The 17,318-nt window shown below is 30.3% G+C and carries 22 protein-coding genes; 3 read left to right on the top strand and 19 right to left on the bottom strand.

All coding sequences use genetic code 11. The features are described 5' to 3' along the window. Positions 1–20 precede the first annotated feature (20 nt). From G9F70_RS02845 to G9F70_RS02820, 6 genes are all read right to left on the bottom strand, one after another. Entirely contained in the window at positions 21–605 is a 585-nt protein-coding gene (locus G9F70_RS02845) for an accessory gene regulator ArgB-like protein (RefSeq protein WP_164945148.1), read from the bottom strand. Positions 606–617: 12 nt separating this feature from the next. Beyond that, on the bottom strand, positions 618–1,937 hold the full coding sequence (locus G9F70_RS02840) for a sensor histidine kinase (protein WP_318010987.1): 1,320 nt from the start codon (positions 1,935–1,937) through the stop codon (positions 618–620). Positions 1,938–2,019: 82 nt separating this feature from the next. Beyond that, positions 2,020–2,151, bottom strand: a complete 132-nt coding sequence (locus G9F70_RS02835; RefSeq protein WP_224617388.1) for a cyclic lactone autoinducer peptide — start codon at positions 2,149–2,151, stop codon at positions 2,020–2,022. 193 nt (positions 2,152–2,344) lie between these two features. Then, positions 2,345–2,641: a hypothetical protein gene (locus G9F70_RS02830; RefSeq protein ID WP_164945146.1), complete on the bottom strand. Its 297-nt coding sequence runs from the start codon at positions 2,639–2,641 to the stop codon at positions 2,345–2,347. A gap of 461 nt (positions 2,642–3,102) precedes the next feature. Next, positions 3,103–4,086 (bottom strand): SHOCT domain-containing protein, encoded by a 984-nt coding sequence (locus tag G9F70_RS02825; protein WP_164945145.1) that lies wholly within the window; start codon positions 4,084–4,086, stop codon positions 3,103–3,105. A 111-nt stretch (positions 4,087–4,197) separates the two neighbouring features. Beyond that, positions 4,198–4,350 carry a hypothetical protein gene (locus tag G9F70_RS02820; RefSeq protein ID WP_164945144.1) on the bottom strand — a complete coding sequence of 51 codons (153 nt, stop codon included), beginning with the start codon at positions 4,348–4,350 and terminating at the stop codon, positions 4,198–4,200. 275 nt (positions 4,351–4,625) lie between these two features. Here G9F70_RS02820 and spo0A point away from each other — a divergent pair, with 275 nt between their 5' ends. Continuing rightward, complete coding sequence (spo0A, locus tag G9F70_RS02815; RefSeq protein ID WP_164945143.1) at positions 4,626–5,438, top strand: sporulation transcription factor Spo0A; 813 nt, start codon at positions 4,626–4,628, stop codon at positions 5,436–5,438. Positions 5,439–6,443: 1,005 nt separating this feature from the next. Beyond that, positions 6,444–7,208: a polysaccharide deacetylase family protein gene (locus tag G9F70_RS02810; RefSeq protein WP_202882625.1), complete on the top strand. Its 765-nt coding sequence runs from the start codon at positions 6,444–6,446 to the stop codon at positions 7,206–7,208. Between the two features lie 385 nt (positions 7,209–7,593). Here G9F70_RS02810 and G9F70_RS02805 read toward each other — a convergent pair whose 3' ends face one another. From G9F70_RS02805 to G9F70_RS26850, 3 genes are all read right to left on the bottom strand, one after another. Then, entirely contained in the window at positions 7,594–8,145 is a 552-nt protein-coding gene (locus G9F70_RS02805) for a hypothetical protein (RefSeq protein ID WP_164945142.1), read from the bottom strand. Between the two features lie 21 nt (positions 8,146–8,166). Next, positions 8,167–9,060 (bottom strand): DUF6731 family protein, encoded by an 894-nt coding sequence (locus G9F70_RS02800; RefSeq protein WP_164945141.1) that lies wholly within the window; start codon positions 9,058–9,060, stop codon positions 8,167–8,169. Between the two features lie 212 nt (positions 9,061–9,272). Further along, positions 9,273–9,497: a hypothetical protein gene (locus tag G9F70_RS26850; RefSeq protein ID WP_263484220.1), complete on the bottom strand. Its 225-nt coding sequence runs from the start codon at positions 9,495–9,497 to the stop codon at positions 9,273–9,275. 25 nt (positions 9,498–9,522) lie between these two features. Here G9F70_RS26850 and G9F70_RS02790 point away from each other — a divergent pair, with 25 nt between their 5' ends. Next, positions 9,523–9,753, top strand: coding sequence for a hypothetical protein (locus G9F70_RS02790; RefSeq protein WP_224617387.1), 231 nt, complete (start codon positions 9,523–9,525; stop codon positions 9,751–9,753). Positions 9,754–9,868: 115 nt separating this feature from the next. On the opposite strand, the gene tnpC is transcribed toward G9F70_RS02790, so the two are convergent. From tnpC to G9F70_RS02740, 10 genes are all read right to left on the bottom strand, one after another. Beyond that, positions 9,869–11,497, bottom strand: coding sequence for an IS66 family transposase (gene tnpC, locus G9F70_RS02785; RefSeq protein ID WP_164948087.1), 1,629 nt, complete (start codon positions 11,495–11,497; stop codon positions 9,869–9,871). An 88-nt stretch (positions 11,498–11,585) separates the two neighbouring features. Continuing rightward, positions 11,586–11,936 (bottom strand): IS66 family insertion sequence element accessory protein TnpB, encoded by a 351-nt coding sequence (gene tnpB, locus G9F70_RS02780; RefSeq protein ID WP_164948086.1) that lies wholly within the window; start codon positions 11,934–11,936, stop codon positions 11,586–11,588. After that, positions 11,930–12,256 carry an IS66 family insertion sequence element accessory protein TnpA gene (gene tnpA / locus G9F70_RS02775; protein ID WP_164948085.1) on the bottom strand — a complete coding sequence of 109 codons (327 nt, stop codon included), beginning with the start codon at positions 12,254–12,256 and terminating at the stop codon, positions 11,930–11,932. The genes tnpB and tnpA overlap by 7 nt, the downstream gene beginning before the upstream one ends. Positions 12,257–12,431: 175 nt before the next feature. Continuing rightward, positions 12,432–13,160, bottom strand: a complete 729-nt coding sequence (locus tag G9F70_RS02770; protein ID WP_224617386.1) for an N-acetylmuramoyl-L-alanine amidase — start codon at positions 13,158–13,160, stop codon at positions 12,432–12,434. Between the two features lie 12 nt (positions 13,161–13,172). Continuing rightward, the gene (locus G9F70_RS02765; protein ID WP_164946097.1) at positions 13,173–13,427 is read right to left on the bottom strand and encodes a hemolysin XhlA family protein; all 255 of its coding nucleotides are present in this window, start codon (positions 13,425–13,427) and stop codon (positions 13,173–13,175) included. A gap of 88 nt (positions 13,428–13,515) precedes the next feature. After that, positions 13,516–13,680 (bottom strand): aspartyl-phosphate phosphatase Spo0E family protein, encoded by a 165-nt coding sequence (locus G9F70_RS02760; RefSeq protein WP_164946096.1) that lies wholly within the window; start codon positions 13,678–13,680, stop codon positions 13,516–13,518. A 214-nt stretch (positions 13,681–13,894) separates the two neighbouring features. Further along, a complete protein-coding gene (locus G9F70_RS02755) occupies positions 13,895–14,773 on the bottom strand; it encodes a hypothetical protein (protein WP_164946095.1) in 879 nt (292 codons plus the stop codon). Positions 14,774–15,044: 271 nt separating this feature from the next. Continuing rightward, the gene (locus G9F70_RS02750) at positions 15,045–15,209 is read right to left on the bottom strand and encodes a hypothetical protein (RefSeq protein ID WP_164946094.1); all 165 of its coding nucleotides are present in this window, start codon (positions 15,207–15,209) and stop codon (positions 15,045–15,047) included. Further along, the gene (locus tag G9F70_RS02745; RefSeq protein WP_164946093.1) at positions 15,209–15,493 is read right to left on the bottom strand and encodes a hypothetical protein; all 285 of its coding nucleotides are present in this window, start codon (positions 15,491–15,493) and stop codon (positions 15,209–15,211) included. Before G9F70_RS02745 ends, G9F70_RS02750 begins: the two co-directional genes overlap by 1 nt. 22 nt (positions 15,494–15,515) lie before the next feature. Beyond that, entirely contained in the window at positions 15,516–17,303 is a 1,788-nt protein-coding gene (locus tag G9F70_RS02740; RefSeq protein ID WP_164946092.1) for a hypothetical protein, read from the bottom strand. Positions 17,304–17,318: the final 15 nt, after the last annotated feature.

The following is a 17,318-nucleotide window of genomic DNA, read 5'->3' as shown; positions in this document are numbered from 1 at the left end:
TAACTTACCATTTCAGCTCATTATTTGTAAATATTCATTTTTAAATTACATTCATTATTTATGTAGCCCATCATCATCATTATTACAGCTATAAAAATAGATAGTATTGCCGTAGTAAAAAATCTACCCGGTATCAGATAACACGATCCACTCAACAAAATAATTGTAACTACAGAAAAGTTTTTGAGCTTCTTTCTTCGCTCCCTACTTTTTATTCTCTTATTAATATTATCTACAGGAGAAAAAATACATACAAGTAAAACGGAAATAATTAATACTAATATTGAGGTAATGGTATTTATCGATATATACTTGCCAATAGTAATTATTACACAGAAAGTTACAAAACTAATAAAAAAACATCCCCAATAAGTCTTTGAATGGAATCCACCAGAAAATAATCTTATTGGACAGAAAAACACAAAAACAACTACATAGTATTGCTGAAGTGAAAATAAGTAGAATATAATATAATATGGAATAATCTTTGTAACTTCATCAAAAAAACAGAGTAATCCATATTCCATTTTTTTTAGTTCTAAGTCCGTAAATTGAGAATTTGTTTCAGATATTTTTTTTACTATACAACTGATTAATTTATTCATTCGTCTATCCTTTTATATTACAAATTTAACTAAGAATTTAGTTTTTCCCGAAACACATTCTACAGTTATGCTCCCATCATTATGCTCGACTAATTTCTTAGTCATATATAACCCATACCCATGTTCACCTTTTTGCTTAGTTTTTGTAGAAAACCCTTTTTCGAAAATTTTGTTTTTTATTTCTTCAGGAATGCCCTCTCCACTATCTGCTATTTCAATACAAAACTTGCTATCCTCTAAAGAAGTAGTGATAGATATTTCTTTATTTTCAGTACATGATTTTAATTTGAATGCTTCAAATGCATTATCAATAATATTACTAATGATACTTATTAATTCATCTTCTCTAATTTTTAACGAACTAAAAGGCTCATCAATCATTACCTTGAAATCTATTTTATTTTTAGTTGCGTAGTTATTTTTTATTGATAACAAAGCATCTATATAATCATTCCCCGTATCTAAATATCTAAATGATGAATGAATTATGTCTGAAAGTTTTGATACATATTCGTTTATTCGCTCAACGGTATTGGGCTTGTTCAAGCAACACAATGCCTGTATAACATTTATATGGTTAGCATAATCATGTTTTTCTTGTCTAATAATGCTAAGTATTTCTTCCATATTTGTAATCTGATACTCTTGAACTTTATATTTATTGTTTATATTCATCATTTTTTCTCTTTCTTTTAAGCGTAGAAATGCAATTATTAAAAAAACAAAAGATATACTAAAGATTAACATATTATGTATTCTATTTTTTTTAATATCTAAAACACTAAAAATCAAAACGTATATAAATAGATTGAAAATTCCAATTTCTATTAAAAATTCTGAAAAAATAAATTCTTCTTTATTGGTTAATATAATTTTATTTAAATACACATTATATTTAAAAAGTATTATTACAACAAATATCTGTAGCAATTTGCACACAAATAAGAAGATAAATAAGTATTTATTAACTGTTAAAATTTGATTTAATTCCACTTTAAATATAGACATTTCAATGAATTGAACTAAAGTCTCTGTAGTAAATACTATTGTAAAAAACAGTGAAAATATGATAGTCGAAGAATAGAGACTTATTCTTGTAATAAATGCTAATAATAAAATAGAAACTACTATAATAATTAGTATACGATACAAATTATTAACATAAAGTGTACTCAAACAAGTTACAAAAACGTATATTATACAAAATAACCATGATTTTATTTTATTCTCACTTATATACTTCTTTTGATTAGTTAAAGAGCTAAAAACTCCTAATAATATTAATGATTCTAAGATAGCAAGTATTAATTCTCTAGTCGCAGCCATATTCATATCTTCTCCTCAATAAAGCATTGACTCTTTTGAACTATTGTAGCTAAAAGTAATACATCCTTTCCCAAAAGAGTCAACATTTTTATTCTAAAAATTCATCCGGACAATTAGGCTGATGTGAATTAAGCATTGATGTTGGCACAATAGCTAATGCTCCAACAAATAACGCTACACATCCAATTATATTCATAGTTTTACGAATTAATTTTTTCAACTTTAACCCCTCCTTTCCCATACAATTAATAACTAAGTATCTTAAAAATAAACTTGTTTCTTGTTTAATCTATGTATTCTACAATAACAGCTCATATTCCTTTAAGTATCGTGTTACAAAAATCGACTTAAAACCAAAAATACCCCAAGGATTTCTCCCTGAGGTCTAACTTATTGTACTGCTATAGGCTCTGCTATAATGACGGTTGTAATTCTGTTACTCCATCTGGTGCAAAGTATTTAATTATTGCTGGAACAACTTCTACCTTTACGGTTTCTGAAGGAATATCTGCAATCTTTACTACTGCTTCTTTAGTATGCCCTAGATTTAGGACTGCTTCTTTTATTGTTGCTCTTTCCTCGCCTGTAACTTCTCCACTATGGTATAATTGTTCCGCATTTCCAACACCTATTTTCGCCCATTTTTCAATCGTTTTTAATATAATTACCGTAGGGTTATTGGGTAATATATCTTGTACTGCTCCAAGCACTTTATCAAAGCTATCTGTAGCTTTCTTCGCATTGTATAGTATAGCTGATACATTTACACCACTTGTTTCGAATAGTTTTGGGCTTCGTTTTGTTTAGCAAACTTACCCACAAACATATGCCTTATATGTAGTTTCTGTTCGTCAGACCAGGATTTCGCCGCACTTCCTTCAGATTCCACGTCACCATGGACACCCTTGTCTTAAGCTATGCACTTGGCACTATCAACCCGTGCTAGGGACTTTCACCCTTTAGATTGCGCCCATGCCGGGCGCACTAAAAAAAGCCTGAAGCTAGATTTCTCTAACCTCAGGTTTAAATTTTCCTTAATTAAGTGGATAAAACTTGTAAAATAGTCTATAATTTAAATACCAATCCTTTTATTTTAATAACTAAAGATACTGCACTGGGTCCCCCCTAAGTATAGTATTTTTATTTTTATTGTTAATCTAAGATTTAGATTTTAAATAATATCCGCTTTTAACTTTATAAATTCAGATTCATCTATATATCCCTTCTCTCTGAGTTCTCCGAGTTTCTTTATTTTTTCAAACTTATCATTATTTCCTTCATACTTCTTTTCCTTTTTAGCCATAATATTTATTTCTTTGCTTGGTAAAATGTGCATTAAAACATCATATAAATTAGGCTCAAAGAATATGTACTTTTCTTCATTATTCTCTTGTATAAATAATAGTGTTTCTCTTTTATCGTGAACAATGGTTTCACTGTTTATTGAATCTACACTCGCAATAATGGCACCTGCTGGTCCGGCAATTAGATATCCCAACGCTGCTCTTCCAAATGAACTGTCACCGCCGTTAACATCCATAGATGTATAGAGTTCTCCATATCTTGAAAACCATATAACATCCTTAAATTGAATGTTAAACAAACCTAAGTCATTATGATGATCACTGTTAACAAAATAAATAGCTTTTTTATCGTTCCAAAAATTTAAAGTCTTATTAATAACTTGCGTATTTGATATTGTACCATCAATGCATTTTACTTTAGTTACTTTACCATTTAAAGAATATTTTTTTATGTAATTTTCTTTAAGTAACGCTTCTTGCTTAATCTTCTTTTTTCTTTCTATTCTATCTTGAATTATTAAATATGGAGCAAAAAGAATTGCTGTAAGAATTAATGAAGGAATTAAAAATATCAACCAGTTTTCTGCATAATCTTCAAAATTATTTTTACTGTAGTCAAATTGAGAACTTTTCTTTACCATAGAATTAAATACTTTAACTTTGCTATCTGGTAACTGTTTTCCACATACAGCAAATATATATTCAACTTGTGATATCTTTGATTTTGCTAAAGCTTCTCTGACTTGAGGATTATTCTTTAGCTCTAATTGACTTAATCCCCATGTTATAAATGTAATAGAAATTATAAATGCAAGTAAAAGATAAATAATTTTGCTTTTGTTAACTTTCAATATAGCCACCTCTTTTTTCATCACTTGTATAATACTTACTATTCTACGTGTGCCATTAATATCCCTCTTATTTTCCCAACAAAAAAAGCCCCAAGGCATCCCTCAGAACTTCTAACTATTTTTCAAATCAATAAATACAACCTCATTACAATTCTTACAGACTAATGCTGCAGTACCGTCACCACAGTTTCTAAATTCAAAATCTGTAATAGGCTTGTCAGTTTTTATATCTTCTATGTTTCCACATTTACACATTAGTTTCATTATATGTCCCCCATTCTGTCAAATATCATTAAATCATTATACATCAAATTTTAAATAATATCCATCTACAACTACTGAACTCGTATTTTATCTCATATAGTTTTTCAGTTCCGCTAATTACACTCTGTCCAGAGTTGCTTTCATCTACTTTTATAGTCTTTTATATTGCTCATTCGACAATATTTATAAATATGTTTTTAATTAGAAGGATTTTCCAATCTTTTGTTGAACTTATTATTGGGATATATAACCAAACTATAAAGGAGATCATAGACATGGAAGAACCAAAAATAAGCATAATCATTGTTGATGATTGCAAAGAATTTTGTAATTTGCTAAATGAATATATATCATTTCAAAAGGATATTGTTGTTACTGGAATAGCAGAAGATGGAAAAGAAGCATTAAAAATGATTGAAGATAAAAAGCCTGATTTAGTTATACTTGATATGATTATGCCTAATCTTGATGGTTTGGGTGTTCTAGAGAAGTTAAATACAATGAATTTAGATCCACTGCCTCGTATTATAGTCTTATCAGCAGTTGGTCATGATAAAATAACCCAAAGAGCCATGTCACTAGGAGCAGATTATTATATTGTAAAACCTTTTGCCATGGACGTATTAGTTGAGAGAATTAGGCAATTGCTAGATAACGGCATATATAATAGGGATGTGAAAAAAGTAATTACTTATCTTGATGAAAACGAAAGTGCAATTAATAAAAGTCAACCAACAGATATGATCACTGAAATAACTAGTATTATTCACGAAATTGGAATACCTGCCCACATAAAGGGATACATGTATTTGAGGGAAGCAATAAACTTGGTAGTGAATGATATTGAACTTCTATCTTCTGTTACAAAAGAATTGTATCCATCAATAGGTAAAAAATTTAATACTACTGCTAGTAGAGTAGAAAGGGCAATTAGGCATGCAATAGATGTTGCTTGGAGTAGGGGTCAAATAGAAACTATTAATAAAATTTTCGGATATACTATTCGTAATGAAAAGGGCAGGCCTACTAATTCAGAGTTCATAGCTATGGTAGCTGATAAGTTAAGATTAGAGAATAAGGTTAGCTAGTTAGTAGCTCCAGATTAAAAAAGACCTGAAGCTAGATTATTCTAACTTCAAGCTTTTTATCTAAATTAGTCACTGATATCTCTTCTTATCAAGTACTTTTTACCTTCTAATTTACAAAAATCATTAAGCACCTTTGTATTTTTGTCATCTAATAGGTGTGAACATACAAATTCTAAAGCTATGACCATAGTACTTATAGAAATCACTAGTATCGTTAAACTCACCTCGAATACACTTGTATGATTATTAACAGCAGTTTAGATTAACTCTTTCAAATGATTTTTGAAGAATGTTAATCGACTTTAAAACACCTTCAACCTGACCTTTTTTGAATCTTTGCGATAACTTTTTTATAATACACTTTAAGAGTTATATCAAAAATTTCTGCCACTTTCTTTCCAATATCAGTAAGTCTTATGAATGTTTACTGCCATTCCCTTAACTCCCCTATAAGTTATGCAAATTAAACTGAAACGTTACATACAATAAATACGAAACTATATATGAATATATAAATGGTAAATTTCACATTTGTCAAACTGAAATCTATCTGAAATCAAAGCACTTAGGAGATAACTTCATATTCTTATGGTTAATCCACCCTATATATATCCTTAAATAACTAAATATAGTAATAGACAATGAAAAAAATAAGAACTTTGTAACAACAATCATTTAGAATAACACAATTATCAAACCAGGTGTACATCCATCGAAATGCTTACTTTTTAATGTCCATTATACCATGGTACAATACAGTTATAGATAGTAATTATTGCACACTTTTATTGAACTACGAATTACGTATATTTTTATATTCACTGGTTATACAAAATGTTATTAATTATTATGTAACCTTGAAATGAATTTTTGGGTTATTCTTCTTATTATACAAACTAATACCTCATATATTTTTTTCGTATTTTGTGCAAACTAAATTCGAGCTTAAATTTGAACTGATAATTCAAATAAAGATAAAATCTACAGGTAAATGAGGTCTTCATTATGAAATTAATAAAAAAAAATTCAATAATAATCTTTATAGTTGTTGCTGGTATGCTCATTAATTGGCAAGTTTTAAATAAAAACACAGGAGCAACTGAGTCTTCAACTAAAACTACAGTACATAATCCTCCATCCTTGCGTGTTATATATTGTTCACCTAATCGAACCTTAAAACAAGTGGCATTAACGTTTGATGACGGACCGGATGTATATTACACACCTCAAATTCTTGAAATTTTAAAGCAAAACAATGTAAAAGCTACATTTTTCATTGTTGGATTGCGTGCACAAGCTCATCCAGAGATGATTCTCCGTATAGTTAGTGAAGGACATTCAATTGGAAATCATACTTGGGATCATCCTATTTTATCAAGGTTGCCCGCTGATAAAATTAAAGAAGAAGTACAAAAAACCGAACAATTACTTTACAAAATAACAGGGCTTAATACTGCAATGTTTCGTCCTCCATATGGTTCAACAACTCCACAGGTAATCGATGAAATTTCATCCTTGGGGTATGAAATAATAGATTGGTCTGTTGATACAAGAGACTGGGATAAAACTTCTGTACTTCAAATAATGAATTATGTTAGTAAGGAATTATACCCCGGTGGAATAATATTACAACATTGTGCAGTTGGTAAGAGTGGAGACTTATCTAATACTGTTAAAGCGCTGCCTCAGATAATAAGTTCACTTAGGAGCCAAGGTTACAGCTTTGTTATGGTTCAAGACTTACTTAATATAGCTGCTTTTAAAAAGTAGAATTTTAGTTAGTTTTAGTTAAATCCAATCTATATCTTTGAGATAATTATAGAATATGCTGAACTTACTTGTTTTAGTTGAAATTTAAAATTTCTATATATAAGCAATTTATAATGCAAGGTATAATAGTTTTGTGACAAAATACTTACGAGTTTTCTTCGCTGAACCTTGATTCACATTTTTCTCAGAGATGAAAGATAGGATGTAGTGAATAGAATTTTTAAAACAGTCTATAATTTAAGATCTAGATTTTAAATAATATCCACTTGCAGGTACTCAACTCATATTTTATCTCATATAGTTTTTCAGTTCCGCTAATTACACTCTGGCACATAAACACTAAGATATTAGTTACCCGCAGATCTTCTAAATATTTTAATATATATTATTCTTTTTTGTTTGTCTTATCATTAGGATTTTTAAATGTAGGTTTAAACCTAAACGAATCCTGCTCCTGCTCTTTAAACGATTCGTTTAATATACTAAGTATAATTACTATTAACAATTTGCTTTTTGCAGTAAATATTATCATTAAATATCCTACTATATATAAAATGATAATTCTAATTATAAAAATATTAAAATCAATTCTTGCATACATAATTGCTAAAAGTACTATTATTATTAACCCTGTTACTATCGATGTTTTAATACAAGATACTAAATAGGATGTTTTATTATTCTTTGCTATAAGTCTAATAATTCTTTTATCACACATAGAAATAAGAACTGTAGCTACAGTTATAATCGCCCCTACAAAAACAATTAAAATAGTAATAGAAATTGAAAGTAAATCTTGGAACTTATACATAATAGTTTCAAAACTAATATATCTAATAATTTTACTCGTTATATTCATTTTATAAAACATAAATGTTAGAATTACCAGTATTACATTATAAATTATTATAGTGCTACGTTTTACCTTCAAGTTCATAATACTACTCCTTTTAAATGATTAAATAATTTTCTTACATTTTTCAAGTGTTGTTGTGAGTGCCGTGTCGAATATAGCGTTTAAAGCATTAAGTATTTTCTTAAATGTCTTAGGATCATCTTTGGTTACAGATATTTCGAATTCATCACTAGCTTTATTACTTAATAAATCAATTAATCTTATTGTATCATCATCTACCATTTTTACCTTCAAATTACTCGTTATTTCTTTATGTTTTTTGAAAAAGTTAACAAACTGTTTTAATGCCGCCTTTCCTAAAAAACTTTTACCTCTCCCAACACTTAATTCAATTTTACCATTTAAAGCTGACATGTCGGTGGTAAGCTTTGCAAGAAACTCCACACTCTTATACTCTTCCATAGTTGCTAGTTCTCTAATTTTAGTTATATCAGTATATGCAATAATTACACTTTTATACTCTATTCCATCTTCTTCTAATATTTCACAATATTTTTCTTCATATACTATTGCTGATAAGAATATACCTATTTGTGCATATTTACCTAATAATTGGGACACTCCCGCAAATGAAATACTATTTCTATTATTTTGAAGGGCTATTATTCCTGTTACCTCATCATACAGCATACAACATTCATGACCTATGAACTCATCCTCATCTAAAGCTTCTGCAGCATCGGTGTCATCATCGAGTCTTGTTCTAAAAGGTGCATCTACCTTATTTCTAAGAAAACATAATTCCCACTTTTTAAAGTCTTTATTAAAGCTAATTTTCTTAAGTTGAATATTGCCATCACCTTCATCTAATAGTCTTTCTTCTGGCGCTATATCTTGCAGTTCTGATAAAATTGGTAATAGATCTACTAACTTAGTTTCCTCTCCTACTTGTGTCATAGGATAGAAATAGTGTACTTTACTTTTTTTATTTGCCATGTTCACCCTCCATTATTTTAGTTATATTCCATCCAATATGTGCTATAATAGAGGCAATAGAATATAATTTCTTTTTAAGAAACTGCTTTTTGATTGATCGTCGAAGTGGTTTCTTTTTTTATTGTATACCATCTTACAAAATAAGACAAGCTTTCCTATTTAAGAAATAAAAAAAGCCTGAAGCTAGATTTCTCTAACTCCAGGATTAAAAATTATTGTGCTGCTACTGGATCTATTATGGTTACTGGTTGCAGTTCTGTTACTCCATCCGGTGCAAAATATTTAACTATCACTGGAGCAACTTCTACTTTTATGGGTTCTGCAGAAACATCCGCAACCTTTACTACTGCATCTTTAGTATGCCCTAATTTAAGTACTGCCTCTTTAATTGCTGCATCTATTAAGATTTTTTTGTTATCATCTACTGTAATATTCATTTCATTTAAGACATTATAAACTGTATTGGATGCTATTGTTGCTCTTTCCTCACCTGTAGCTTCTCCACTATGGTATAATTGTTCTGCATTTCCAACACCTATTTTCGCCCATTTTTCAACAATTGTTAAAACACCAACTGCAGGGTTGTTGGGTAGTATGTCCTGTACTACTGCAAGTACCTTATCAACGCTATCCGTAGCTTTCTGTGCATTGTCTAATATAGCTGATACATTTACACCTTTTGATTTTAAATAAGGAAATAAGCCTACTATGGGTAAGCGTCAAAAATTCTCCGTATGTATTTTCAGGAAATTCTTTGATAAACTAAATCCAGTAGTAAGCAGCAAGTGCTTTTCTACTGGATTTTATTTTAATCTTTTTTGCCATGAAGATTCCTATTTTGAAGTTTTACGGTTTCAGGTAATTCCTTGGACCAAGGCATGTATTTTAATAGCGTATTGTTATCCTTGTTTTCTAAATTACACAACACATCCATTAAATACACTAAATACTTTTCTACCACTAACCCATTTGCCTTAGCCGTTTCTACTACGCTATATATTGTTGCACTTGCTCTTGCTCCCTTAGGAGTATTACACATAAGCCAGTTTTTTCTACCAATAACGAAAGGTTTTATTGATCTTTCGGATGCATTATTATCGATTTCTAAGGATCCATCAGTTAAAAAAATTCTGAAGCTCGGTAATAGCTTTCGGCTATATTCTAAGGCTGCGCCCAATGGACTTCTTGGCAATGCACTATTTATTTCTATATCCACATACTTTATAAATTCTTCAATAATTGGTGTTGATTTTTCAAGTCTTGTTTCATAGCGCTTTTCGTAGTAATCATCTTCACCAGCATAGTTCTCTCTTAAATCTTTTTCGATTTTATAAAGTTGCTCGCAAAAATTAAACCCTATAACTGCTCGAGAATTTTTTAGGGCTTCTTTATCTAGCTTTGTAACTATATCAAAGTATTTTCTCCTAATATGAGCCAAACAGTACAGCCTTTTTACATTCTCTACAGAATTATAGCCGGCGTAGCCATCTGTTTGGATTATCCCAGAAAATCCCTTTAAAAATCCTTTAGGGCAGGAGCTTGATCTTGTCTTTTGATAGTCATACAAAATAATTGGATCTTTATATTCACCAGTTTTGTATAACCACATATATTTTTTAGCCTTGGAATCTTCTCCTTTAGAGTCCACAACTACTACAGTGGTTTCATCAGCCTGGATATAATGGCTTTTTAATAGTTCTTCCTTCATCATGTCGTAGACAGGTTCAAACTCTTTTGCAGCACCGATTATCCAATTGGACAATGTTTGCCTAGAAAGATTTGCACCAAGCATATCAAAATACGTTTCCTGTCTATAAAGCGGTAGCGCATATTGATATTTAAGATTTATTACATGGCTTATTAATTCGTTAGATGCCATACTTTTATATAGCAAGCTGTTAGGCGCTTTTGTAGTAATTATATTTGCTTTACCTTCAGCTTCTTCACAGGATTTACAAGCGTAGCTATAGGTTACATGTTCCTCTATATATAGCTCTGCTGGTTTATATTTTAGAATTTCTTTTGATTTTGATCCTATAACAACAAATTGCCCATTGCACTTATCGCAATTAGCCTTATCCTCGTCCAATTTATGCTCGATAATTACTCTTTCCAAATTAGCTAGATTATCTTTCTTTCCTACATAAGAAGAGGCCTTTTTTCTCTTATATGTTATTTCTTCAATGGTTGGCTCCGCCACTTTTGAATCACAAAACTTTTCTGCTTCGTCAAAAAGAGATATTTGGTTGCTATCCATCTGCTCGCTAGACTTACCGAATATTTTTTTATTCTTATTAAGAACTTGATTTTTTAAAAATGAAAGTTCATTTTTAAGCTCTCTAATTTCTTTATCCTTTAATTCTATCTCTTTTTCCATCTTAGAAATTATGTTTTTTGTTTTATAATCTAATTGTTCTTCAATATTTAAGTCATTCATTTCAATTACCTCTTCTAAAGTTTTTATACTTATATTATAGCAGAAAACCCTTGATTTATCAAGGGTCAAGAGGTTTTTTTATGTGGTTTTAATAGTAGTTTTTTTCCTTAATCGGCTTGAATTTTGAGGTTGTTCTTACCTCATAACCTTTTAGTAGCCAACCTAGTTCTTCTATATTTACTTTTAAGGCTTCCGCCTTTGTCATTGGCCATTTAAACCTACTTTTTTCTAATCTATAATAATATAACCAAAATCCATTATCAAAATGTAGTATTTTAAGCTTATTCATTTGTTTATTGCAAAACACAAATAATGCTTTTTCAAAGGGGTCTAATTTTAAGTCTGTTTGTACTACCATTGATAATCCATCTATGCTTCTTCTTAAATCTGTTACGCCGCAAGCTAAATATACAGTGTTAACCTTATCAATATTTAGCATGATTTACTTAGTTCCTTAAGTATATTTGATAATAGTTCTAGTTCATTTGCAGGTATAAATATATTAATTTTACCGATCTCGATTCTTATATCACTACATCCTTTTACACTTTTGTTTACTGCTTTGGGGTTGGATTTTTCATTATTAATTGCTATAGCATGAAATGTTGGCTTATTTGATTGTTTAAATTTATTTTTATAATAGTAGAACTGACTCTTGCTAATATTATTTTCTTTACAAAAGCTGGTTACAGTCCCTTCATAAGAAGAAAACTTTTCTAAAAATCCTCTCCAGGTTATATCATTATTTTTTTTTGCCATTACAGATAACCTCCTATTCTTACTATCTGTAATTTTAGCAAAGGTAACTTTAACTATCTAGGCGTCAATTCTTTTACGCTTACTACTATGGCACCTAAAACGCCTGTTAAAACTATTACCATTGTTATTAATTGTATTGTTTGATTTGACATAATATATTCCTCCTAAAATTTTATTATTTTATAAAATCTGCACTTACATATCCGCCATGATTACCATAAAAAATTGAGTACCAATTCCCTGTTTTTTTATCTATTTTAACCATAGTGCCCTTAGACAATTGACCTATGATTTTGCTTGATGTGTTTGGCAATTCTCTTACATTCAATACAGTTGCGGTAACTATTCCGTTTTTTGCATTGTTTATAACTACTGGTTTAATTATTGGTGCTACTTGTCCTAATAATCCGCTAACAATTGCTTTAGCAATAACTTTATATCCTACATTTAAGTAATGGTTAGCGTCTGCAGTATCTATAAAGCAAACCTCTATTAGCATGGATTTTGCAACAGTTCGTCTTATTACATAAAGTCCTTTACCATCTTTAACACCTCTATTTTTAAAGCCTAGCTTAGAGATATTAGCGCACACATCTATTGCATCCTGATATTGTCTGCCCGCATAAGTATAGGCTTCTACGCCCTCACCTCCCCCAGCATTAAAATGTATAGATATAAACCAATCCAAATCCTGTCTATTTGCTTGATCCATTATTAAAGATAAACTTTGATTAACACTATTTGCAGAATCTACAGTGCAATTTATAGCGTTATGGCCAGCTTCTTTAAGTAGCCTTCTGACCTCTGCACCGACTAGCCTTGTATGTTCTCCCTCTTTTATAATGCCTACTGCTCCACTGCCGAACCCACTAATTGTGTGGCCATCATTTATTCCAAAATTCATAATCTTATCCTCCTATTTAAATATATTTTGCTGAATTGCATAAAAAAAGAATCCAAGTAAACTTGTTACCCAAATTCCCATAAACCATTTCATTGTGCTTGTTAGATTTTTTATATTTTCACATAAATTTTTTATTTCCACTTTAAATTCTGATTGGCCTTGTTCCAATTTATCTATTCTTTCTGAGTGATTATTTAATCTTTTATCATGCAATTCTAATTTTTCTTTTATTCCATTATGTTTTTCTAAGCATAGATCATCGTTCATGGTGCACCTCCTATATTTTTAAAATTAGAAAGAGGACTATTAAAGTCCCCTTAGTTACTGTGCAATTTTGATTTGATATGATAAATTATTAACTTCTATTTATTAATCTATCATATTCGTTTAGTAGATCATCTAGCTTTTGGCTAAGCACTACTAATTCTGGGTCAGTTAATTTTTCTTTTTCATTCATTAACTGATGCATTAAAGTTCTGAGTTCTTCAATTTTTTGTGTTATTTCTTTCAGTTGTATCATAATATCCCTCCTTCCACTAACAATTGTAGCGAAAGTAGGATTATGATTGTAAATAGCTTCAAGATATCTGCATTTTAATGTAATATAAAAGACACTCTTACGAGTGCCCTTAGTTGTGTCGCCATATTTTCCTATTGTTCAATAAAAAACACTCTATTGCTAGAGTGCTTTTTAACTTTATTTTGTTAAAAATCTAAATTTCTAATTTAATATCTTAACTCACTTTTGTAATTGTAACAGTATAAGCTGAGCCATTATGTGCAACCCCGTTACTCTTAAGTAGTAACCTATAATTGAGTTGACCCGCCTCTGCTGCTGTTACCGTAATATTAGTAGGGAAGGTATAAACCATAGGTGGAATAGGTAGGTTTATTATAGGATTTGTATAATTAGTACCAACTAAAGTTAATGATAAGCTACTAATACTATTTGTTACACTGATACTATATGTTCCTGGCTTCTGAAATTCAATACCATATCCATCAGTATTCTGACCTAATAACATATTTTTTTCTGTCCAAGTTGTATTGTAAGTATTACTATCGTTGCCACAATTAACCCATGATTCATTGTTCCCTCCAACACTCATGCTTACTGCAATCGTTGTAGCCTCTTGTGGGGTGATCTTCAATATATAAGTCATTCCTGGAAGTAACACTGTAGAAATTATATTCGAGTTTCTAGAAGCACCCGAATCATAAGAAATAAATTGCTCCCTTCCACTAGCTATTAAAGAACTTTTTACCGGGCAAGAACCCGTTATGTTAAAAAATCTTACACTTTCATCAGGAACAGTTATAATATATAACGCCGTATAACCTTTCCCAACGCTTTTATAATCAGTTTGACCGTCTACCAATGTAGTAGATTCTCTAGTTTTAGAAGCCAACGTTTTCGATTTATCCTCAGTACTGAATTTATTTGTTAGTTCAGGTGTTCTATATTTAATTCCATCTAATGCTATTTTAGTTTCAGTTGTCTTACTAGAATCCTTAGGTGATGCATTTGTGCTTGCAAATGCAGGCATAGAGTTAAAAATTAAGCTTGAACATAATAAAACCATTGACATTTTTTTACTAAAGTTTTTTAACATGAAATTTCTCCCCTATATTAGATGGCCATCTAAAGTATAATTTAGCTATGCTTATATTATTCTATATTTATACATAATATCCTCTTTTTTATTAAAAATATATTTTTAATACATTAATTACTTATTATTCATTTTATTTCTTCTTCTTGAATAAGACACTTGCTTGACTTTATAGCAATAGGACAAAGAAAAAAGACTATTGCTAGCCCATATATTGCCCTTTAAAAATAATTAAGTTGTGTCGTGATAGTTTCCTATTATTACTCAGAAACTAAACAACTTCTGCTAAAGCTAATAAAGCATTTTCTGTAGCAGTTTTATATTCCGCTATTAAAATATCCTCTGTTCTGAAAGGTTCATTGGTTTTAAAATTCATCTCTTGTGTGCTTATTTTTTTAACCAAAATATCTACCAAATACTGTTTTATTACTACCATTATAATACACCTTCGCTTTCTAATAATTTAGTTTCTAATTGTACTATTTTTTCTGCATCTGTTTGTACATGCTCTGCTTTACTATCCACCACAATAGATTTAGTAATAGTGTCTATATGATAAGATAATACCTCTTTGAGTCTTATATCTCCAAAAGGTAAATCTATGAAGTCAATTTGTAGTGGTCGTAATCCTTCTTGTAAATTACCACTCATTTCCTCAAAACAATTATCTAAAACTTTACCTGTTAATTTATCAAATATTATTCTTTTTCCATATTCCATTTTTCCAATACCTCCTATTTATTTATTTATTCCCATATGCGTGCCAATATACAGTTTTCGCCGTATATGCAGGGGAGTTTACTTTGCAAGTAAATAACCCATTTTGACCACGGAAATTCATATTAGAAACACTAGTAACTGACTGAAACTCATACGTTGAAGCTGTCTGTTGTTCTGACCAAAATGTATTATCTACGGTAACAAAACTAGGCGTAAAATCTAGTCCAGCAACCGTGATATAACCAGATGAATCATTTACTGCGCTACCACTTGCGTAGCACTTACCACCTAAACTTGCTACCGAAATATTGTTAGTAACTTGACCAGCAGAAGCATAGTAACCAGCTGGTATTGTAGTAACTTGACCACCATATGTTTGAGTTGTACTGATTGCAGTATTACTAGCTAAACTTGCAGTTATTGTACCTCCTGAAGTATAGCCTGACGGAATTACTTTTGTTCCACCTTGTGTAGTTATTGTTGCTGTCTGACTTCCATTATTAAGCATAGTTCCATTTGCACCTGCTATAATAGTTCCTGCTAATACTTTATCAACGGGGACTACAACCGCTCCTATCGTTCCACCCGTTGTGTAGCCTGTTGGTATTGATTGAGATGAAGTAGTAGGTGTCCTATTAATCGCACCATTATTAGGTATATTACCTGTTACTTTTACTCCATTAACATAAGCAGATTTTCCTGTAATAATACCATCTGCATTTGCGTTTGCATCAGAAGTTTCTACAACACTGGCTTTTCCTAACAATCCAAATATCTTAGTATTGGCTTTAATATTAGCAGATGTAAAATTAGCATCATCATAATAAGTAGAACCACTGCCATCATAATAACCTTTCACAGGGTTAAGGTATATTCTATTGGGTGTACTATACCCCTCAACAGCTACACAGGCTGTATTTATACCACTATTATTAGGCATTGTTCCTGTTACTTTTGCTCCTTTTACATATGCAGTTTTACCACCTAATAGTTCACTTGCTGTGACGGTTGCATCATCAGTAAAAGTACCTGTTATTCCAACTGTTCCACCTACTTGTACACCTGATTTTATATTACTTGCAGTTAAATTTAGTATACGTTGTTGCATTTGTGTAGAGTTATCTATATATCCTAAATCCTGTAAAAATACTTTCAATATTGAGTGTATTCCTAAATAATTAGGGTCTTCTACAAGAGATACTATACTTGAACCTCCACCTACTTTTAAAGTAGTATTTTTTAGGTTAGGCATTGTGCCAGTTAACTTAACTAGGGAGTTATCACTATATCCAGTTTTTCCAGACAATACATCACTAGCAATAAAGTTTCCACTTAATTCATCACCTCCTTCACCCAATAGGATAAAATTTGAACCATCAAAAAATAGTGTATATACACTAGCGTACAATTTAGCATTACTTCCATTAGCCTTTTTAATTAGTAATGGTGTACTAGTATTATTCATCTTTAATGCTGGTGTAGATATACTAGAAGTATTAAATTTTATAGTAAATTTTTGATTTGCATTAATGATTTCTGTTGTATTTATATTATAAATATCTCCAACATTAGTTGTTGTACCCAAATGTGGTACTTTAGAGGACATATCTGAGAATTTTGTATTAACATACTCTAGGTTAGCTTTTTCCTTTACTGCACCAGTTCCATTTAGTGCGGTTATTTTATCTATGTTATCTTTTATTTTTGTATCTATAATTGTATTATCTGCATTAAAATCGTCTCGTTTTATTAAATCTGTACCTATCCAATTATTTAGCCCAATATTAGGCGTTTTATTTGTACTGCCCATTTATTAATCACTCTC

The organism is Clostridium sp. FP1 (genome assembly GCF_011065975.2).
Taxonomy (GTDB): domain Bacteria; phylum Bacillota; class Clostridia; order Clostridiales; family Clostridiaceae; genus Clostridium_AD; species Clostridium_AD tagluense.
This window is presented reverse-complemented; position numbering and strand designations above follow the sequence as displayed.

Coding starts and splice junctions, on each gene's coding strand:
- G9F70_RS02845 (WP_164945148.1), bottom strand. CDS start 605: ATGAATAAATTAATCAGTTGTATAGTAAAAAAAATATCTGAAACAAAT.
- G9F70_RS02840 (WP_318010987.1), bottom strand. CDS start 1,937: ATGAATATGGCTGCGACTAGAGAATTAATACTTGCTATCTTAGAATCA.
- G9F70_RS02820 (WP_164945144.1), bottom strand. CDS start 4,350: ATGAAACTAATGTGTAAATGTGGAAACATAGAAGATATAAAAACTGAC.
- spo0A (WP_164945143.1), top strand. CDS start 4,626: ATGGAAGAACCAAAAATAAGCATAATCATTGTTGATGATTGCAAAGAA.
- G9F70_RS02810 (WP_202882625.1), top strand. CDS start 6,444: ATGAAATTAATAAAAAAAAATTCAATAATAATCTTTATAGTTGTTGCT.
- G9F70_RS02805 (WP_164945142.1), bottom strand. CDS start 8,145: ATGAACTTGAAGGTAAAACGTAGCACTATAATAATTTATAATGTAATA.
- G9F70_RS02800 (WP_164945141.1), bottom strand. CDS start 9,060: ATGGCAAATAAAAAAAGTAAAGTACACTATTTCTATCCTATGACACAA.
- G9F70_RS26850 (WP_263484220.1), bottom strand. CDS start 9,497: ATGAATATTACAGTAGATGATAACAAAAAAATCTTAATAGATGCAGCA.
- tnpC (WP_164948087.1), bottom strand. CDS start 11,497: ATGAATGACTTAAATATTGAAGAACAATTAGATTATAAAACAAAAAAC.
- tnpB (WP_164948086.1), bottom strand. CDS start 11,936: ATGCTAAATATTGATAAGGTTAACACTGTATATTTAGCTTGCGGCGTA.
- tnpA (WP_164948085.1), bottom strand. CDS start 12,256: ATGGCAAAAAAAAATAATGATATAACCTGGAGAGGATTTTTAGAAAAG.
- G9F70_RS02770 (WP_224617386.1), bottom strand. CDS start 13,160: ATGAATTTTGGAATAAATGATGGCCACACAATTAGTGGGTTCGGCAGT.
- G9F70_RS02765 (WP_164946097.1), bottom strand. CDS start 13,427: ATGAACGATGATCTATGCTTAGAAAAACATAATGGAATAAAAGAAAAA.
- G9F70_RS02760 (WP_164946096.1), bottom strand. CDS start 13,680: ATGATACAACTGAAAGAAATAACACAAAAAATTGAAGAACTCAGAACT.
- G9F70_RS02755 (WP_164946095.1), bottom strand. CDS start 14,773: ATGTTAAAAAACTTTAGTAAAAAAATGTCAATGGTTTTATTATGTTCA.
- G9F70_RS02750 (WP_164946094.1), bottom strand. CDS start 15,209: ATGGTAGTAATAAAACAGTATTTGGTAGATATTTTGGTTAAAAAAATA.
- G9F70_RS02745 (WP_164946093.1), bottom strand. CDS start 15,493: ATGGAATATGGAAAAAGAATAATATTTGATAAATTAACAGGTAAAGTT.
- G9F70_RS02740 (WP_164946092.1), bottom strand. CDS start 17,303: ATGGGCAGTACAAATAAAACGCCTAATATTGGGCTAAATAATTGGATA.